This window comes from Tepiditoga spiralis, assembly GCF_014701195.1.
Classification (GTDB): Bacteria; Thermotogota; Thermotogae; order Petrotogales; family Petrotogaceae; genus Tepiditoga; species Tepiditoga spiralis.
Genome location: NZ_AP018712.1, coordinates 418,844 through 436,182, shown reverse-complemented (window position 1 = coordinate 436,182; position 17,339 = coordinate 418,844). Strand labels below are relative to the sequence as shown.

The window sequence follows — 17,339 nt, the reverse complement described above, 5'->3', positions numbered from 1 at the left end:
TTCCAAATTGCTTCATTACTTTGAAAAGAAATTTATTTAATATGATATGTTATAATAAAACAGAGGTGATCAAAATGAAAAAAGTACCGTATGGACTTCAAAACTTTGAAAAAATACAAACTGAAAATTTTTACTATGTAGATAAAACTAAGTATATAGAAACACTTGAAGATATGCCTGAATCCTATATATTATTTTTAAGGCCAAGAAAATTTGGTAAAAGTTTGTGGCTTGACACTATGAGTAAATACTATGATGTTAAGTATTCAGATAAGTTTGATACTATCTTTAAAGACTTATACATACAAAAACATCCAACACCTAAAAAAAATAGTTATCATATTTTAGAGTTTAATTTTTCTGGATTAAATACAGACAGTAAAGAAGAATTAAAGTATGGATTTAAAAATAAGGTTTTTAATAGTTTGAATTTTTTTATTAAACATTATAATTTAAAAATAAAATTAAATATAGATTTAAAAGAACCTGCTGATTTATTAAATAATTTTATAAATCAATACAAAGAATTAAACTTAAAAACAAAAATCTACTTATTAATAGACGAATACGACCACTTTGCAAATGAACTTTTAAGTTTTAAACTCGATGAATTTAAAAATATCGTCAGTAAAACAGGTTTTGTTAGAAAGTTTTATGAAGTAATAAAAGAAGGAACACGATCAGTTATAGACAGACTATTCATAACAGGAGTAGCGCCAATAACCTTAGATAGTTTAACGAGTGGATTCAACATCTCAAAAAACATGTCAACAACCTTAGAGTTAAATGAAATGATGGGATTTACTGAAAGTGAAGTCAAAGATATTCTCAAAGAGTATCAAATAAATGATGATATTTTACAAGACATGAAGTTTAGCTACAATGGATACATGTTCAATGAACGTGCAAGTGAAAAGGTTTACAACAGCGATATGGTCTTATACTTCATCTCTGAATACAACAGAGAAAAAAGAAAACCAAAAGATGTAATAGATATGAACATAGCAAGTGACTATAAAAAGATTCAAAATTTATTTAAACTTGGTGAAATCGTTGGAATAAATACAGAAAAAGATAGTCATGAAGTTGTAAATGAACTTTTGAATGAAATACTATTAAACTCAAAAACAGAAATTGAAGTATTAACTCAAGCTTTTAACATGGAAAGAAAACTCGATATAAAAGATATAAAAACCTTACTCTTTTATTTAGGATTTTTAACCTTTGAAAAAGAAAACTTCTATACATACTTAAAGATACCAAACTATTCAATGAAAAAGTTATATTCAGAGTACTTTGTAGAATCAATAGAAGATAGAGCAAAGAGTTATATAAATACAGAAAAGTTAGAACTTGCAGTAAAAAGGATAGTAATAGATGGAAACATAAACCCATTTGCAAATGAAATAGAAAATGTATTGAAAAAGCTATCAGACAGAGACTTTCAAAGCTTTAGTGAAAAGCACATAAAGAGGCTACTATTCAGTTATTTAATCTTAACACCATGGGCATACGTTAAAAGCGAGTATCCAGTAGAAGGTGGATACATAGACTTAGCAATGTTTAAAAGATATGAAGAAGTACCCTACAATGCAATAATAGAATTAAAATACATAAAAAAGAAAGACTATACAGAAAAAGTATATCAAGAAAAGATAAAAGAAGCAGTAAATCAAATAAAGAGGTATGAAAAAACCATAAACAAAGAGTTCAATGGTCCATTAAAAAAAGTAGTGATGGTCTTTGTTGGTAGAGAGCTAAAGTATCTTGATGAAGTTGAGTAAAAAAAGCGAGCATAAGCTCGCTTTTATTTTTGTAATTGTTTACATAAATAAGTTGCAACGTGAATTCCTTTTGTTCCTCTTCCAAATCCAGCATCCATATGATTTTCTACGGCTATATCATTATTTAATTGTGTTCCACCTACTATTATTAAAACTTTATCTCTTATACCTTTTTCAATTGCAAGTTCATGAAGTTTTTTCATATTTTCTACATGAACATCGCTGTGTGTTACTATAAATGAAGCAAGTATTGCACTTGCACCTGTTTCTATTGCAGCGTCAATCATTTTTTCAGGAGGAACAGATGTTCCAAGATATGTGTATTTAACTCCATACTTTTCAATTCCACCATGTTTTATATCAAGTATTTCTCTCATACCAACGTTGTGTTCATCATTTCCTACAGTTCCTGCTACTACTTTTGTTGGATGCTTTTTAAAGAAATCAAACAATACATCTTCTTCGAGTAAATCTGGTTTTTTAGGTAAGGTTAATTCATCTCTTTTTACAAAGAATGGAACCTTTGCCCTCAATTCAACGTATGTACCTTCCGTTGGATGAAGTACGGTTTTACTTATAACTTGAATTTCTTCAAGGTTCATTTTTTTACATATTTCAATTGCTGCAGCTTCAGCGTATTCTGGTGTATCTGGTATTGTCATATCGAGTTGAATTACTCCATCATAACTCCATTCAACTTCTGGTTTTATTAAACCTTTTGCTCTATTTTCATTTACTTCTTTTAGTCTTGTGTTTACATTGTCATTTTCATCAAGTTCATCTATATATTGTATTTTTTCTGGTTTATGAAGCGTATCTCCGCCAATAGCATCTTCTGGTTTTTCTATACCTTCAGGTAATTTATTGTATCCAAAATGTGCTGAAACAGGTGCAAAGTAATCTTCATCTCTTGGAACAATTGTTCCTGCACCTATACCGCCATTCTTAGGCCTTTTAATGCCGTCTCCGTGTCTTTCTGGATAGTTACCATTGTCTACAAAAATACCATCTTCAACAGCTTCAAAGTATCCACCCATTTCTTGAATTTCTTCAAGCATTAATATTGCTCTCATCTTTAATTCTCTTATTTCAGGTCTTACAGCTTCTTCATCTATCTTTACATATTTTTTGATTCCATCAAGAGATATTAAAGCATGTTTAGCAGTTTCTACACCTCTTATAGAATTTATATGCCATGGAACATTTCTACCTTCATCTGGTGTAATAGTTGATTGTATATCTGCTGAAGTTAATCTTGAAAGGACTGTATTCAATGTATGAATTCTTGTTGCATCAAATAAATCAGCTTCTATATATCTTGTATTCATTTGTGCTCTAAACTTATAATCTCTCATAACTTCTCTTAAGGTCAATGCATAGATTAAATTCATTCTAAACTCTGGTGATGGAACTGTTGTTGGTGGAACTGTTGATAAAGATATTAAATCTTTTTTCATACCAGCTTTAACAGAAAACATACAGTTTATACCATGTTGAACTATTAATTCAGGCATAACATTCCAAGCCTTTTTTGCAGAAGCGTTTGCATTATGAGCACCATCTATTTGAAGCATATCAACAGATGCCATTACATGTTTTGCAGCAGCTGCATCAACAAATGATCTTATAGGATTAATTCCTCTGTATAAAACATTGTATTGTGGATCTTGATGAGCTGCGTTTACTCCTTCTTCAGCAAATAATACAGCTATTTCAGGGCCAGCAACTCCAGAAACATAACTGTGAAAATTAATAGGTCTACCAATTTCATCTTCTATTAAATCACAAGCTTTTCTTGAAGCTCTCAATTGTTTTCTTGTTATTGGTATTCCACCTATACCTTCAGGTGTTCCTTCTATTAAACCATCAATATGGCTTTGACCAAGTGTTCTTATAACCATTATATGATCTGCACCATGCCATGCAGCCATTCTCATTCTTCTTATGTCTTCTTCAAACTTTCCAGAAGCTATTTCTGAAGTTATTACTTCATCTGGTTGTGGATCAATATTTCCAAAGTAATGAGCAGATGGTAGTGGAACAGAGTTTTTTAAATCTTCAGATGTTTGATAGTATGTAAAATCATGTTTTTTTGCTTCATCAACATGTTTTCTCCATGCCCATCCTTTTCTTCGGGGAACGTAACTTTCTAAATCTTTTAATATTTCATTTACATCTAACTTTTCATTTGGTTTTAAATCCATTATTTTTCGCCCCCTTTGAAAAGTTCAACAGCTTCTTCCCAATACTTTCCTTCTATCATTTGTTTCCCTGCTTCAATTACATCAAGGTTATTATTTTTTGCTACTTTCCATATTACATGTCCTGCTCCTTTTGAAAGTAAGTTCTTTTCAAAGATTTTGTCAACAAGAGCAGCTGCTTGTAATGAATTGAACCCCATTCTTAAAAGTACAGATCTTTCTATTGATTTTGTTGTATGTTTTTCTGCAAGTTCTACCATTGGATTTACAGTTTTTTCAACTAATTCCCAAAAGTATTTTTCAAGTTGTTCATCTGTCATATTTTGAAGATGTTTTGATCTTTCTTTAAAATCATCAATTCTTTCTTTCATTTTTTACCTCCTGTTCGTGTGTGTTGTGTGTTTTTATTTTAGTTCATTTATATAATTTTCAATGGTTTTTTTATCTGCTTTTAATTCTTTTTCAAGGTATTCATATTCAAAATCAGAAAATTCTGTTTTATTTTCCATCTTTATTAAGTTCTTTAAGTAAGATTTTTTGAGTTTTTCCATAGGATATTCTATGTATTTTATCATTGATGGATGTTCTGGTATTACTATTTTTTCACCAGGTTTATCTTCTTTAACAGGATCTCCTACTTTTATTTCTATACCATTTTTCTTTGCAAAAGTTAATTGAGCTGAAGGTAACTTTCCTGCTCCTGTATATTCTGTTTCATTTACAACTATTACCTCATCCTCATTCATTTCCATAGCAAGAGCAAAAGCAGCTGTTAAAGATGTGTTTCCTGCAGGACCTCTTTGCATACCTTCAATATTTGCAAGTGCTTCAGTCATATAGAATACTTCTCCTTGAGTTACTAATAAATATCTATCCATATATCTTAAAACTCTTGCAGCATTTCTTGGAACATCTGATCTATCTGGGAAGGTTGCAAAAGGTATTCCAAAACCTGTATGCCCAGTTGTAAAAGATTTTTTATTGAATGCAGTATCGGAAGCCATGTGTAAACCACTCAAATCAACACTAGCCCCAATAACTTTTGTATTGTTTGCTCCAGCCATTTGTAAACCTCTTGCTGTTCCTGTTGTTATTCCGCCACCAGCATGAGTTGAAACAACTGCATCTGGGAACTTTCCTGTTAATTCTTTACATTGTATTGCTATTTCATATCCAAGAGTTTCTACACCTTTAATTCCAAAAGGAGTGTAAAGAGATGCATTAAAATATCCTGTTTCATCTAATAATAGTAAAAAATAATAAAATAATTCAGGTCCAACAGACATTTGAACAACTTCAGAACCATAAGCTTCACAGGCTCTTGTTTTTTCAAGTATTTCTGGTTGACCAACACCTCTTGAATCAAAAGCTTCTTGCACTATTATAGAACGCAAACCTCTTTTAGCAGCTTGTGAAGCAACAGCAGCTCCATAATTTCCACTTGTGGCAGCCATTACGCCCTTATAACCAAGTTCTTTTGCTCTATAAGCACTTATAGATGCTCTTCTATCTTTAAATGATCCAGAAGGATTTTTTTCTTCATCCTTTACAAAAATTCTTGCACCTTTTCCTTTTGGAGCAAGTTTTTTTATTAATTTATTTATATTTTTAAGTTCAACTAAAGGTGTATTACCAACACCAGTTTCACTTTGTATTTTTCTCATTTCTTCAATAGTATATCCAGCATCTTTCATCATTTTTTCATAATCAAAAGCAATGCCTTCTTGTTCATACTTTGAATAATCCACTCCAACAGACTTTTTCATTATTTTATTTTTTCTTGCCATTACTTCTTCATAAGTATTCATTTTGAATCACCTTCTAAAATGTCCCATAACTGATTTGAAATTTTTAAAAGTTCTGGAACAGGTTCGCCAAAGTTATGTTCATAAACAGGATTTATGGAAATTAATTTACCTTCAACAACTCTTCCAACATTTGTTTTTATCTTAACTATATCTCCTATATTAGCTGAATCATTTTCAAGAAATCCCTTTATTTTTATTTCAAGAGGAACTTTTTTAGTATCTTCAGGAAGTCTTGGTGATCTTTCTTCAGGTTTTAATGCAATGAAGTGTATTTGTACCCAATCACCTTTTTTTGCACTCATTTTTTTCACCTCACTATTTTAAAAAAGGGTCGGTTTCCCGACCCATTATTTTTTAATAAAGTTCGCCTATTAAAGCTCTTGGAACAGGAAGATCGGACATAGTCATTAATCCAGCTTCTGATTCTATTACTGCAGGAATCATATTAGTTGCTATTGCCATAGTTCCTTTTCCACCAGGAATTTCAGGTTTTATAGAAAGTGAAAGATCAGGATTTCCTTCTACCCAAATGTAATCTCCTGTATTTACATCTTCAAGTTCAGGAAGAACTTGTTGAGGATGTTCAAGTTCAATTACACATTCATCACCCATATAAGCCTTTGCAGTGTGATTACATCCAGCAACCATGCCTTTTTCAACCTTTACATACTTTGTTTCTCTGTATACATTTGAAACTATTGGTTTTCTTTCTTGTTCAATTCTATCTATGTGCCAACCCATAGCATCAGCGATCATGTGAATTGATTGTTCAAATCCTATATGTCCAACAATTGAACCATCATTTATACCTTTTTCAAATTCTTCAACAGTTGTACCAACGCCTTGTGTTTGCATAACAGTTGGTCCAAATGGTGAAAGATCATTTATTCTTGCAGCTTTTATCTTTTTAACATTTAATGATGCTCCAGTTAAAGCAATTACCAATGTATCTAAAACAAATCCAGGATTAACACCAGTTCCTAAAACAGTAACTCCGTGTCTTCTTGCTGTGTTATCAATTTCAAGTGATTCTTCTGGATGTGTATAAAAAGAGTGAGCCATTTCTTCTGCTATTGTCACTACATTTACATTTTTCTTTACTACAGATAAAATTTGATCCTTTACAACACTTACAAAAGAGTTTGTTGCAATAACAACTAAATCAGGATTAGTTTCATCGATCATTTTCATAGGATTATCATGAACTTTAACGCCTACTTCTTCTAAACCTAATAATGTACCAACATCTTTTCCAATATAATCTACTCTTGCATCGTGAACTCCAACGAGTTTTAATTCATATTTACTTATAATGTTTCTAACGATTCCACTACCCATTGCACCGAAGCCCCATACGGCAACTCTATACATAATAAAACCTCCCTCTGTGTTTGTTTGTATAATAAAATAATAACATTTTTAATAATATATTTTCTACCCCACATTAATGTATTTTAAACGAGTATAACCCCATTAATTACTTTCTAAAAGGATTAATCGCCATCTATTTCAATTTTTAAAATTTTTTGCATTAATTATCAATATTACTATCTTTTAACAATTATAGATATAAAAATATGTTTTTTTGTAGTATAAATCATGGTAGTTTTAGTAAAATAATGATTTGTTTAATCAAAAAAGGCTAAATACTATTAATTGGTTAAAACATAATTTTACAGGTTTATTCAATGAATGATATAATAAAAATATAAATAAAAAAAGGGGGAAATAGTATGAATAGTGATATTTCAAAAGCTATGACTATAAAATTAGACAATGTACTTCCAGAATATCCAAAGTTTGAAGAAGGAATAAGAAGAGCACCAAAAAGAGAGTTGACATTAACAAAAAAAGAAATAGAAATTGCTTTAAAAAATGCTTTAAGATATGTTCCAGAAGAATTGCATGAAGTATTAGCACCAGAATTTATGGAAGAACTCATGACAAGAGGAAGAATTTATGGATACAGATACAGACCAGCAGGAAAATTATATGGAAAGCCTATTGATGAATATAAAGGAAACACAATAGAAGGTAAAGCATTTCAAGTAATGATAGACAACAACTTAGATTTTGATGTGGCACTTTATCCATATGAATTAGTTACTTATGGTGAAACTGGTCAAGTATGTCAAAACTGGATGCAATACAGATTAATAAAAAAATACTTAGAAGTAATGACAGATGAACAAACCTTAGTTATAGAATCAGGACACCCACTTGGACTCTTTAAATCACACAAATTAGCACCAAGAGTAATAATAACAAATGCATTAATGGTTGGAATGTTTGACGATCAAGAAAATTGGATAAAAGCTCAAGCAATGGGTGTTGCAAACTATGGACAAATGACAGCAGGCGGATGGATGTATATAGGACCGCAAGGAATAGTTCATGGTACATTCAACACATTGTTAAACGCAGGAAGATTAAAATTGGGTATACCTCAAGATGGAGATTTAAAAGGAAAGTTATATGTAACTTCAGGACTTGGAGGAATGAGTGGTGCTCAAGGAAAATCAATTGAAATTGCAAATGGAGTTGGAATAATAGCAGAAGTTGATAGATCAAGAATACAAACAAGACTCGATCAAGGATGGATCTCAAAGGTAACAGACAACTGCGAAGAAGCATTTAAAATAGCTAAAGAATATCAAAAAAATGAAAAAAGTATAGCAATAGCTTACTATGGAAATGTAGTAGACTTATTAGAATATGCAGACAAAAATAATATACACATAGATTTATTATCAGATCAAACCTCATGTCATGCACCATATGATGGAGGATACTGCCCAGCTGGGTTGACATTTGATGAAAGAACAAAAATGCTTGCAGAAAATAAAGAAGAGTTCAGAAAAAAAGTCGATGAAAGTTTAATAAGACATTATCATGTAATAAAAAGACTTGTAGATAAAGGATCTTATTTCTTTGATTATGGAAATAGTTTCATGAGAGCAGTTTATGATGCAGGAGATAAAACAATAACTAAAAATGGAGTAGATACAACCGAAGGATTTATCTTTCCATCATACGTTGAAGATATAATGGGACCAATGCTCTTTGATTACGGATATGGACCATTTAGATGGGTTTGTTTATCAGGAAACCCTGAAGATTTAAGAAAAACAGATAAAGCAGCTATGGACTTAATAGATCCAAATAGAAGAAGTCAAGACAGAGATAACTGGGTTTGGATAAGAGATGCTGAAAAAAATAAATTGGTAGTTGGAACACAAGCAAGAATACTATATCAAGATGCAATAGGAAGAATGAACATAGCATTAAAATTCAATGAAATGGTTAGAAATGGAGAAGTTGGACCTATAATGCTTGGAAGAGATCATCATGATACAGGTGGAACTGACTCACCATACAGAGAAACATCAAACATAAAAGATGGATCAAATATAATGGCAGATATGGCAACACAATGTTTTGCAGGAAATGCTGCAAGAGGAATGAGCTTAGTTGCACTTCACAATGGTGGAGGAGTAGGAATTGGAAAAGCAATAAATGGTGGATTTGGAATGGTTTTAGATGGAAGTGAAAGAGTAGACAACATATTAAAAATGTCAATTCCATGGGATGTTATGGGAGGAGTAGCAAGAAGAAACTGGGCAAGAAATGAAAACTCAATAGAAACATGTATTGAATACAATAAAACATATACAGAAAATCACATAACAATACCATACATACCAAATCAAGATTTAATAAACAAAGTAATGAAAGACTTTGATTTATAAAAAGGAGAGATAAAATGAATAAAATAATAGAATGTGTACCAAACTTTAGTGAAGGACAAGACTTAAAAAAAGTAGAAAAAATAGTAGATGCATTTAGAGGAAAAGAAGGAGTAAAACTATTAGATTACTCATCTGATCCAGATCACAACAGATCAGTTGTAACAGTAGTTGGAGAACCAGAACCATTGAAAAAAGCAGTAATTGAAGCAATAGGAGTTGCAATAAAAGAAATAGATATGACAAAACATCATGGGCAACACCCAAGAATGGGAGCAACAGACGTTGTACCTTTCATACCAATAAAAAATGCAACAACAGAAGAATGTATAGAACTTTCAAAAGAAGTTGCAAAAGAAGTTTGGGAAAAATATCAATTACCTGTATTTTTGTATGAAAAATCAGCAAGTGCAAAACACAGACAAAACCTTTCTAAAATAAGAAAAGGTCAATTTGAAGGAATGGCTGAAAAGGTAAAAGAAGAAAAATGGCATCCAGATTTTGGAGAAGAAAAGATACACCCTACAGCAGGAGTAGTAGCAATAGGAGCAAGACCACCACTCGTTGCATTTAACGTAAACCTAAATACAAATGACTTATCAATAGCAGATAAAATAGCAAAAAAAGTAAGATACATAGGTGGAGGATTAAGATACGTAAAAGCAATGGGAGTTGAATTAAAAGATAGAAATATAGTTCAAATTTCAATGAACATGACAGACTTTTCAAAAACATCACTCTATCAATCATTTGAAATGATAAAATTTGAAGCAAAAAGATGGGGCGTTAGTATAGTAGGAACTGAAATAATAGGACTCGTTCCAATGATGGCACTCATTGATGTTGCTGAATATTATCTTGGAATAGAAAACTTCTCAACCGACCAAATACTTGAATCAAGGATAATGGAATAATAATGAAACTTTTAATAAAAAATGCTGCAGAAATAGTAACGTGTTCCGGATATAGTTCTAAAAAAGGAAAAGAAATGAACGATATTAAAGTTATAAAAAATGGAACAATAGTAATTGAAAATGGTATAATAACAGACATTGGAACAAACATAAAAGTAGATGAAAAAGAATATAAAGTTATAGATGCAACCGGGAAGAGTGTTCTTCCCGGATTTGTAGATTCACACACACACTTTGTATTTGGTGGATATAGAGAAGAAGAGTTTGATTGGAGATTGAAAGGTCAAACCTATATGGAAATAATGGAAAAAGGCGGAGGAATTGCAAGTTCTGTTAAACACACAAGAAACACAACAGAAGAAGAATTAGTAAATCTAGGTAAAAAACGTTTAGATTCAATGATGAACTTTGGAGTTACTACAGTAGAAGGAAAAAGTGGATATGGATTAAACTTAGAAACAGAATTAAAACAATTAAGAGTAATGAAAAAATTAAATGAAATCCATTCAATTGATGTGATTCCAACATTTTTAGGAGCACATTCAATACCAAAAGAATATAAAGGTAAATCAGATGAATACGTAGAAAAACTCATAAAAGAAATGTTGCCAAAGGTAAAAGAGGAAAACTTGGCAAAGTTTTGTGATGTTTTTTGTGAAAAAAATGTATTCACAGTAGAACAATCAAAAAAAATATTACTTGAAGCACAAAAATATGGATTAAAATCTAAAATACACGCAGATGAAATAGTTGAACTTGGCGGAGCAAAATTAGCTGCTGAAATAAATGCAGTATCTGCCGATCATTTATTACAAACATCTGATGCGGGAATTGAAAAACTTGCAAACAGCTCTACAATAGCAACACTATTACCATTAACAGCATTTAGTTTAAAAGAAAACTTTGCAAATGCAAGAAAAATGATAGACTCTGGATGTAGTGTTGCACTTGCAACAGATATGAATCCTGGATCATGTTTTTCAAACTCAATACCACTATTGATATCTTTAGCAACGATCTATATGAATATGACAATAGAAGAAACTATAACGGCATTAACAATTAATGGAGCAGCAGCACTTGGATTAGAAAAAGAAATTGGAAGTATAGATAAAGGCAAAAAAGCTGATATAATAATATTAGAATATCCATCTTATAAATTTTTACCATATCATACAGGTGTAAATATAATTGAAACAGTTATAAAAGATGGTATAGTGAGGAGGGATAAAAGTGTTTGAAGAAATGAAATTAAATGAATTTATTGACAAAGTAGCTTCATCTGATCCCGTTCCAGGAGGTGGAAGTGTATCTGCAATGGCTGGATCTACAGCAGCAGCACTATCCTCAATGGTTTCAGGACTAACGATTGGGAAGAAAAAATATGCCGAAGTAGAAGAAGAAATAAAAGAAATAAAGATAAAAGCAGATGAATTAAAAGATAAACTTTTAAAAGACATTGAAAAAGATTCAGAAGCATTTGATTTAGTTATGAAAGCTTTTGGAATGCCAAAATCAACAGATGAAGAAAAAGCAAAAAGAAAAGAAGCAATTCAAACTTCAATGAAAAAAGCAGCAGAAGTACCATTTGATGTTGCAAAAAGTTGTTTTGAAGTTATGAAACTTGCAGAAGTGGTTGTTGAAAAAGGAAACAAAAATGCAATAACAGATGGAGCAGTTTCTGCAATGCTTGCAAGAACAGCAGTTTTAGGAGCATTATACAATGTAAAAATAAACCTTGACTCTATAAAAGACGATGACTTTGTTGAAAAATATTCAAAAGAAGTAAAAGACTTAGAAGAAAAAACAAGAGAATTAGAAGAAGTAATATTATCAAAAGTTGGATTTTAAAAAGCCTTTCAAAGAAAGGCTTTTTTTTATACTTAAAAACCAAATATTTGATGTATAATTATATATATAATAATTATAAATGGGGTGAGTTATGGAAAATTTTAAAGAATTATTAGAAAAATATGCAGAATTATCAGTTAGAACAGCTATTAATATACAAAAAGATCAAACATTAGTTGTAAATGCACCGATAGTAGCAGTTGATTTTGTAAGAGAAGTTGTAAAAAAAGCATATGAAAATGGTGCGAAAAATGTGCATATTGAATGGCATGATGAAGAAATAACTTATACAAAATATAAAATGGCACCAGATGAAGCCTTTAATGAATTTCCAATGTGGAAAGCAAAAGGATTTGAAGAATTTGCAAAACAAAATGCTGCATTTTTATCAATATCGGCATCAAACCCAGATTTATTAAAAGATGTAGATCCACAAAAAATTGCCAATGCAAATAAAGCTGCAGCAAAAGCCATGAATAAATTTAGAGAATATACACAAAAAGGAAAGGTTAGCTGGGCAGTAGTATCCGTTCCAACAAAAGAATGGAGTAAAAAAGTTTTTGGAACAACAGATGAAGAAAAACTATGGAAAAAAATATTTGAAGTAACAAGAGTAAATACTGAAGATCCTGTATCAGAGTGGAAAAAGCATATAGGAACATTAAAAAATAAAATTGCAATGATGAACTCAAAAAACTATAAGTTTCTTCATTACAAAGCTCCAGGAACAGATTTAAAAATAGAATTGCCAGAAGATCATGTGTGGGTTGGTGGAGGATTGACAACAGAAAAAGGAGTATACTTTATTCCAAATATGCCAACAGAAGAAATATTTACTCTTCCATTAAAAACAGGAATAAATGGAACTGTTACTTCAACAAAACCATTAAATTATGGTGGAAATTTAATAGAAAAATTCACATTAACCTTTAAAGATGGAAAAATAATAGATTTTTCTGCAAAGAATGGATATGAAACATTGAAAAAATTAATAGAAACAGATGAAGGATCACATTATATAGGTGAAGTTGCTTTAGTTCCTCAAAACTCACCAATTTCAAACTCAAACATAATCTTTTACAATACATTGTTTGATGAAAATGCATCTTGTCATTTGGCAATAGGTGCAGCATATCCTTTATGTTTAAAAAATGGACCTAATATGACAAGAAAAGAATTAGAAGAAAAAGGTGCAAACACAAGCATGACACATGTTGACTTCATGATAGGAAGTGATTCTATGAATATAGATGGAATAACAAAAGATGGAAAAATAGAACCAATATTTAGAAATGGAAATTGGATAGAGGAGTGATAAAATGAAATCAATAGTAACCTTTCATGCCAAAGATATAAACTTTATATTTAATCAACATGAAAAAGCAAATGAAATAATAGATGTTGTAAAGAAAAGTCAATTTTTAGAAGGAACTATTATTTATCAAAAAAACCCTATTTTATTTAGAGATTCTATGTACAGTGAAAAATTTTTTAAACATATTGGATATAATATACCAAATGAAGTAGAAAAATATAACTTTGATGGAGCAGACGATCAAACTGCAAAAGTTTATTCATTTGGAGATAAATACGGAGTATATTTTCATGCTTACATTGAAAATATAGAAGTTTATGAAGGATATTTAATTTTTTCTGAAAAACCAACAAAGGAATGCTTTGAAAAAATGAATAAAATTTTATTTCATGCTTATTATGTATTTAAAAAAGATGAATTTAAAGAAAAATTCGAGATATAATAAAACACAAGAGTAATTCACTCTTGTGTTTTGTTTTTTTTATCTTTTTCAATATTATATTCTCTAATAAAAGCTTGGTTCCAAGATAAATAAACAAAGAAATCAATCCAAAAGCCACGGAATACATAGAAGCTTTAATTGAGAAGAATCAATCAACCACGTTTGAAAGGAACGCTTATAAACCCTAAAAAAGCACCAACAATTGGCCCTATTGAAAATTATGCCAATATTTTTAAAAATACATTTTTATTCTCCAAAATTTATAAAATATTTTTTATATTTTTTATCTTTTCAATAGACAAATTTGTCATTTTAGATATAAATTCTATATCAACTCCATTTTCAAGCATATTCTTTGCTACTTTTTCTATCTCTGTTAATTCAACATCTTTATCTAAATTACTAACAATTTCAACCTCTTTTTTATCAAAAACTATTGAAACTTTTATAATATCATTTATTCCATAACTTTTTATCTCTTCTTCATACTTCTTTTCATTTATTTGTTTTAGTCCATTTTTTGCACTGTCTTTTAAACTTTTATCTTCATCTCTATTGTACTTTTTAAACTCAATAATTATTCCTTTATCTGTTTTATCTTTTGGAATTAAAATAACATCAGCTCTTCCAAGTCCTGTTTCTCTATTACTCTTTATTATGTACTTTTCTTTTAAACCAACACTCATTCCAAGTATTAGTCCATGATAAAATCTTTCTGGTTCCTTTCCGCTAACATCAAAATAACTCAATGTGTTCATCGTTAAATCTTTAAATTGGTCTGTAAAGGTTTTTATTCTTCCTACTTTTAAATTCAAAAGCATATTTTCAATACTTATATTCGATTCTCTCAACATATTTCTAACTGTTTGTACAAAAAAATCTTTTACTTCTTCATTTGGTATCTTTACTTTGTACATTGTTATATTGTTTTTTCTTTTTTTACTCGTCCACTTTAAGTAACCACTAAATAAAAATAATGTCCAAATTGCGCTTTCACTATTTAAGTTTAAATCACCATAAACCATAGTTTCTATTATTTCGCACTCTACTTCTTCTCCATTTATTAATTTTTCTATTTTATCTTTTAATTCAGCACTTCCTTCTTTTATTAACTTTCTTATTAAATAATTTCCACTCGTATTCATCCAATACGGACCTATCTTTTTTTCATCTACTAAATTTATTATAGAAAAAGGATTGTAAATTTCAACACCGCCAAAGTTATAACCATTGTACCAATCTATAACTTCTTTTTCTTCATATTCAAGCTCATAATACTTAAGTGTTTCTTCAACTTCTTCTTTTGTAAATCCATACTTATCATTTAATAAATTACTCAGTACGATTGAAACTTCAATATTATTTAATCCAGAAAATATACTTTCTTTTGTTACACCAGTTATACCTGTTAACACTGCTTTTTCAAGGTATACGTTATCTTTTAACGCAGAGGAAAATAAGTTTCCAATTAAAGGAGTTATTTCATCATAGTATCCATACAAATATGCTTGTTTTATAGGAATATCACATTCATCTATTAATATTATTACCTTTTTACCATAGTATCTTTCCATGTACTTTGATAAGTTTCTTATAGAGTTTTCATAATCTGCATCTAAAGCTTCTCTATCCATTATTTTATCATATATAATTTTTTCTTCATTATCTAAAACATCTAAAACATACTTATGATCAATATACAAAGTTGAAAGTTCAGAAATTAATAAATCATGCATCTTTTTTAAGTTGTTAGATTTTAAATCTTTAAAGGTGATGTATATAACAGGATGTTTGTTCAAATGTTTTTCTATTATGTTCTTTTCTTTGTATATCTTTAAGTTTTTAAAGAGGTAATCGTTATTTTGAGTAATATCAAAAAAGTACTTCATCATAGATTGACTGAGAGTTTTCCCAAACCTTCTTGGCCTTGTTATTAATAAAACATTACCACTTTCAATAACTTCTTTAATTAACAAACTTTTATCTACAAAGTACATATCTTCTTCTATTATAGTTTTAAAATCACTTTGTCCTATTGGCAATCGTTTCATAGAATCATCTCCTCATTTCTAATTATATCTTTTACACTATTATATCAAATCTACTTTAAAATATAAAAAACAGGATTTCATCCTGTTTTTTATAGAGTTTATTATATTTTTTAATTTTTAATCTGTCATTTCGCATTTCGACAAGCTCAATGACCGAATCAAATATTTTTAAGACTTTATTCTACATCGAAAACAATCCTTTATTATGAAGCCTTTTTTTCTTTGTTTTAATAGTTTATTTAAGGGTTTATTTATACAATATATTTATTTCTTCCATAGACAAACCAGTAAGTTCGGATATTATGTTTTTATCTAAACCTTTATTTATCATTTTTTTTGCCATTTCAAGTTTTCCTTTTTTAACACCTTGTTCAATGCCTTGTTCGATCCCTTGTTCGATTCCCTGTTCAATACCTTTTGTTAAACCTTTTTTAAAACCTTTATTTTCAGCTGTTTTTATTGCAGCTTCTTCATCACGAAGCCACTTTAATCTTGCTTCATAGCTTTCTCGTTCTTCATAATTTAATGACATTTCATCCAATAATTCTACAGCTTTTTTTATACTTTCTACTTCTTCTAATTCTTTTGGTAATTTATCTTTTTCATATATATCCGCTTTTTTTAGAAAATTTACCCATCTATCTAACATGGTACTCATTTTTTCATCATACTTTTCTAGCTCAATAAAATGTATTTCTAAATGATCAATGAATTCTTTTTTGCTTTCCATATTTACTATTTTATATACATTATGGTAATTTTCTTCTTCTAAACATTTAAAGTTTAATATGTTTATACTAATAGTTTTTTTCAAATTATCATAGTTTATTCCTGCAAAAAGTTGTCCTGAATAGACTCTTGACCAGTAATACAGTGCTCTTTTATCATAATATTCTTGATCTATTATCTGCATTTCTACATTGTACCAATGTCCCTTTTGATCTACTGCTTTTATATCTAATATTGAAAGTTTATCATTTTTAAAGTTTTTTTCATTGTATGGATTTTTTATTTCTATGTCTTTTACTTTATCTTCTTCTGATACTATTGAATTTATTAAATCTATTAATAATTGTTTATTTGATTCAGTTCCAAATAACTTTTTGAATGCAAAATCTACTCTTGGGTTTATTCTACACATCTTTATTCACCTCCAAAATATTTCTTTGACAGGGTTATTACCCTTTTCATATTTTTATTAATCTTTAATAATTTTAAAGCAATATT

14 protein-coding genes are annotated in these 17,339 nt (G+C 29.6%); 7 read left to right on the top strand and 7 right to left on the bottom strand.

Translation table 11 applies throughout. The features are described 5' to 3' along the window. Positions 1–74 precede the first annotated feature (74 nt). Entirely contained in the window at positions 75–1,784 is a 1,710-nt protein-coding gene (locus tag IGS63_RS01960; RefSeq protein ID WP_190615370.1) for an AAA family ATPase, read from the top strand. A gap of 23 nt (positions 1,785–1,807) precedes the next feature. Here IGS63_RS01960 and oraE read toward each other — a convergent pair whose 3' ends face one another. From oraE to ord, 5 genes are read right to left on the bottom strand one after another with little or no spacing between them, the layout of a single operon-like run. Then, entirely contained in the window at positions 1,808–3,988 is a 2,181-nt protein-coding gene (oraE, locus tag IGS63_RS01955; RefSeq protein WP_190615369.1) for a D-ornithine 4,5-aminomutase subunit OraE, read from the bottom strand. Next, positions 3,988–4,356, bottom strand: a complete 369-nt coding sequence (locus tag IGS63_RS01950; RefSeq protein WP_190615368.1) for an ornithine aminomutase subunit alpha — start codon at positions 4,354–4,356, stop codon at positions 3,988–3,990. Before IGS63_RS01950 ends, oraE begins: the two co-directional genes overlap by 1 nt. 33 nt (positions 4,357–4,389) lie before the next feature. Next, positions 4,390–5,793, bottom strand: a complete 1,404-nt coding sequence (gene ortB, locus IGS63_RS01945; RefSeq protein WP_190615367.1) for a 2-amino-4-oxopentanoate thiolase subunit OrtB — start codon at positions 5,791–5,793, stop codon at positions 4,390–4,392. Next, positions 5,790–6,095, bottom strand: coding sequence for a 2-amino-4-oxopentanoate thiolase subunit OrtA (ortA, locus tag IGS63_RS01940; protein WP_190615366.1), 306 nt, complete (start codon positions 6,093–6,095; stop codon positions 5,790–5,792). Before ortA ends, ortB begins: the two co-directional genes overlap by 4 nt. A 52-nt stretch (positions 6,096–6,147) precedes the next feature. Continuing rightward, the gene (gene ord / locus IGS63_RS01935; protein WP_190615365.1) at positions 6,148–7,164 is read right to left on the bottom strand and encodes a 2,4-diaminopentanoate dehydrogenase; all 1,017 of its coding nucleotides are present in this window, start codon (positions 7,162–7,164) and stop codon (positions 6,148–6,150) included. A gap of 362 nt (positions 7,165–7,526) precedes the next feature. Between ord and IGS63_RS01930 the strand changes: the two genes are divergently transcribed. The 6 genes from IGS63_RS01930 to IGS63_RS01905 all read left to right on the top strand — a co-directional run bounded on the left by IGS63_RS01930 (position 7,527) and on the right by IGS63_RS01905 (position 14,061). Then, positions 7,527–9,542 carry a urocanate hydratase gene (locus IGS63_RS01930; protein ID WP_190615364.1) on the top strand — a complete coding sequence of 672 codons (2,016 nt, stop codon included), beginning with the start codon at positions 7,527–7,529 and terminating at the stop codon, positions 9,540–9,542. Between the two features lie 14 nt (positions 9,543–9,556). After that, positions 9,557–10,453 (top strand): glutamate formimidoyltransferase, encoded by an 897-nt coding sequence (gene ftcD / locus IGS63_RS01925; protein ID WP_190615363.1) that lies wholly within the window; start codon positions 9,557–9,559, stop codon positions 10,451–10,453. 2 nt (positions 10,454–10,455) lie between these two features. Continuing rightward, on the top strand, positions 10,456–11,694 hold the full coding sequence (gene hutI / locus IGS63_RS01920) for an imidazolonepropionase (RefSeq protein ID WP_190615362.1): 1,239 nt from the start codon (positions 10,456–10,458) through the stop codon (positions 11,692–11,694). Continuing rightward, entirely contained in the window at positions 11,681–12,304 is a 624-nt protein-coding gene (locus IGS63_RS01915; protein ID WP_420856920.1) for a cyclodeaminase/cyclohydrolase family protein, read from the top strand. Before hutI ends, IGS63_RS01915 begins: the two co-directional genes overlap by 14 nt. Positions 12,305–12,395: 91 nt before the next feature. Then, positions 12,396–13,619 (top strand): aminopeptidase, encoded by a 1,224-nt coding sequence (locus IGS63_RS01910; protein WP_190615361.1) that lies wholly within the window; start codon positions 12,396–12,398, stop codon positions 13,617–13,619. Between the two features lie 4 nt (positions 13,620–13,623). After that, entirely contained in the window at positions 13,624–14,061 is a 438-nt protein-coding gene (locus IGS63_RS01905) for a hypothetical protein (protein WP_190615360.1), read from the top strand. A gap of 260 nt (positions 14,062–14,321) precedes the next feature. Here IGS63_RS01905 and IGS63_RS01900 read toward each other — a convergent pair whose 3' ends face one another. Both IGS63_RS01900 and IGS63_RS01895 read right to left on the bottom strand, forming a co-directional pair. Then, positions 14,322–16,112: an AAA family ATPase gene (locus tag IGS63_RS01900; protein ID WP_190615359.1), complete on the bottom strand. Its 1,791-nt coding sequence runs from the start codon at positions 16,110–16,112 to the stop codon at positions 14,322–14,324. Positions 16,113–16,359: 247 nt separating this feature from the next. Further along, positions 16,360–17,253, bottom strand: a complete 894-nt coding sequence (locus tag IGS63_RS01895; protein WP_190615358.1) for an Rpn family recombination-promoting nuclease/putative transposase — start codon at positions 17,251–17,253, stop codon at positions 16,360–16,362. Positions 17,254–17,339: the final 86 nt, after the last annotated feature.

What these genes read in the sequence shown, in the direction of transcription:
- ord (WP_190615365.1), bottom strand. Translation starts at nt 7,164, where the DNA reads ATGTATAGAGTTGCCGTATGGGGCTTCGGTGCAATGGGTAGTGGAATC.
- IGS63_RS01900 (WP_190615359.1), bottom strand. Translation starts at nt 16,112, where the DNA reads ATGAAACGATTGCCAATAGGACAAAGTGATTTTAAAACTATAATAGAA.
- ftcD (WP_190615363.1), top strand. Translation starts at nt 9,557, where the DNA reads ATGAATAAAATAATAGAATGTGTACCAAACTTTAGTGAAGGACAAGAC.
- IGS63_RS01905 (WP_190615360.1), top strand. Translation starts at nt 13,624, where the DNA reads ATGAAATCAATAGTAACCTTTCATGCCAAAGATATAAACTTTATATTT.
- oraE (WP_190615369.1), bottom strand. Translation starts at nt 3,988, where the DNA reads ATGGATTTAAAACCAAATGAAAAGTTAGATGTAAATGAAATATTAAAA.
- IGS63_RS01930 (WP_190615364.1), top strand. Translation starts at nt 7,527, where the DNA reads ATGAATAGTGATATTTCAAAAGCTATGACTATAAAATTAGACAATGTA.
- ortB (WP_190615367.1), bottom strand. Translation starts at nt 5,793, where the DNA reads ATGAATACTTATGAAGAAGTAATGGCAAGAAAAAATAAAATAATGAAA.
- IGS63_RS01910 (WP_190615361.1), top strand. Translation starts at nt 12,396, where the DNA reads ATGGAAAATTTTAAAGAATTATTAGAAAAATATGCAGAATTATCAGTT.
- hutI (WP_190615362.1), top strand. Translation starts at nt 10,456, where the DNA reads ATGAAACTTTTAATAAAAAATGCTGCAGAAATAGTAACGTGTTCCGGA.
- IGS63_RS01895 (WP_190615358.1), bottom strand. Translation starts at nt 17,253, where the DNA reads ATGTGTAGAATAAACCCAAGAGTAGATTTTGCATTCAAAAAGTTATTT.
- IGS63_RS01950 (WP_190615368.1), bottom strand. Translation starts at nt 4,356, where the DNA reads ATGAAAGAAAGAATTGATGATTTTAAAGAAAGATCAAAACATCTTCAA.
- IGS63_RS01960 (WP_190615370.1), top strand. Translation starts at nt 75, where the DNA reads ATGAAAAAAGTACCGTATGGACTTCAAAACTTTGAAAAAATACAAACT.
- ortA (WP_190615366.1), bottom strand. Translation starts at nt 6,095, where the DNA reads ATGAGTGCAAAAAAAGGTGATTGGGTACAAATACACTTCATTGCATTA.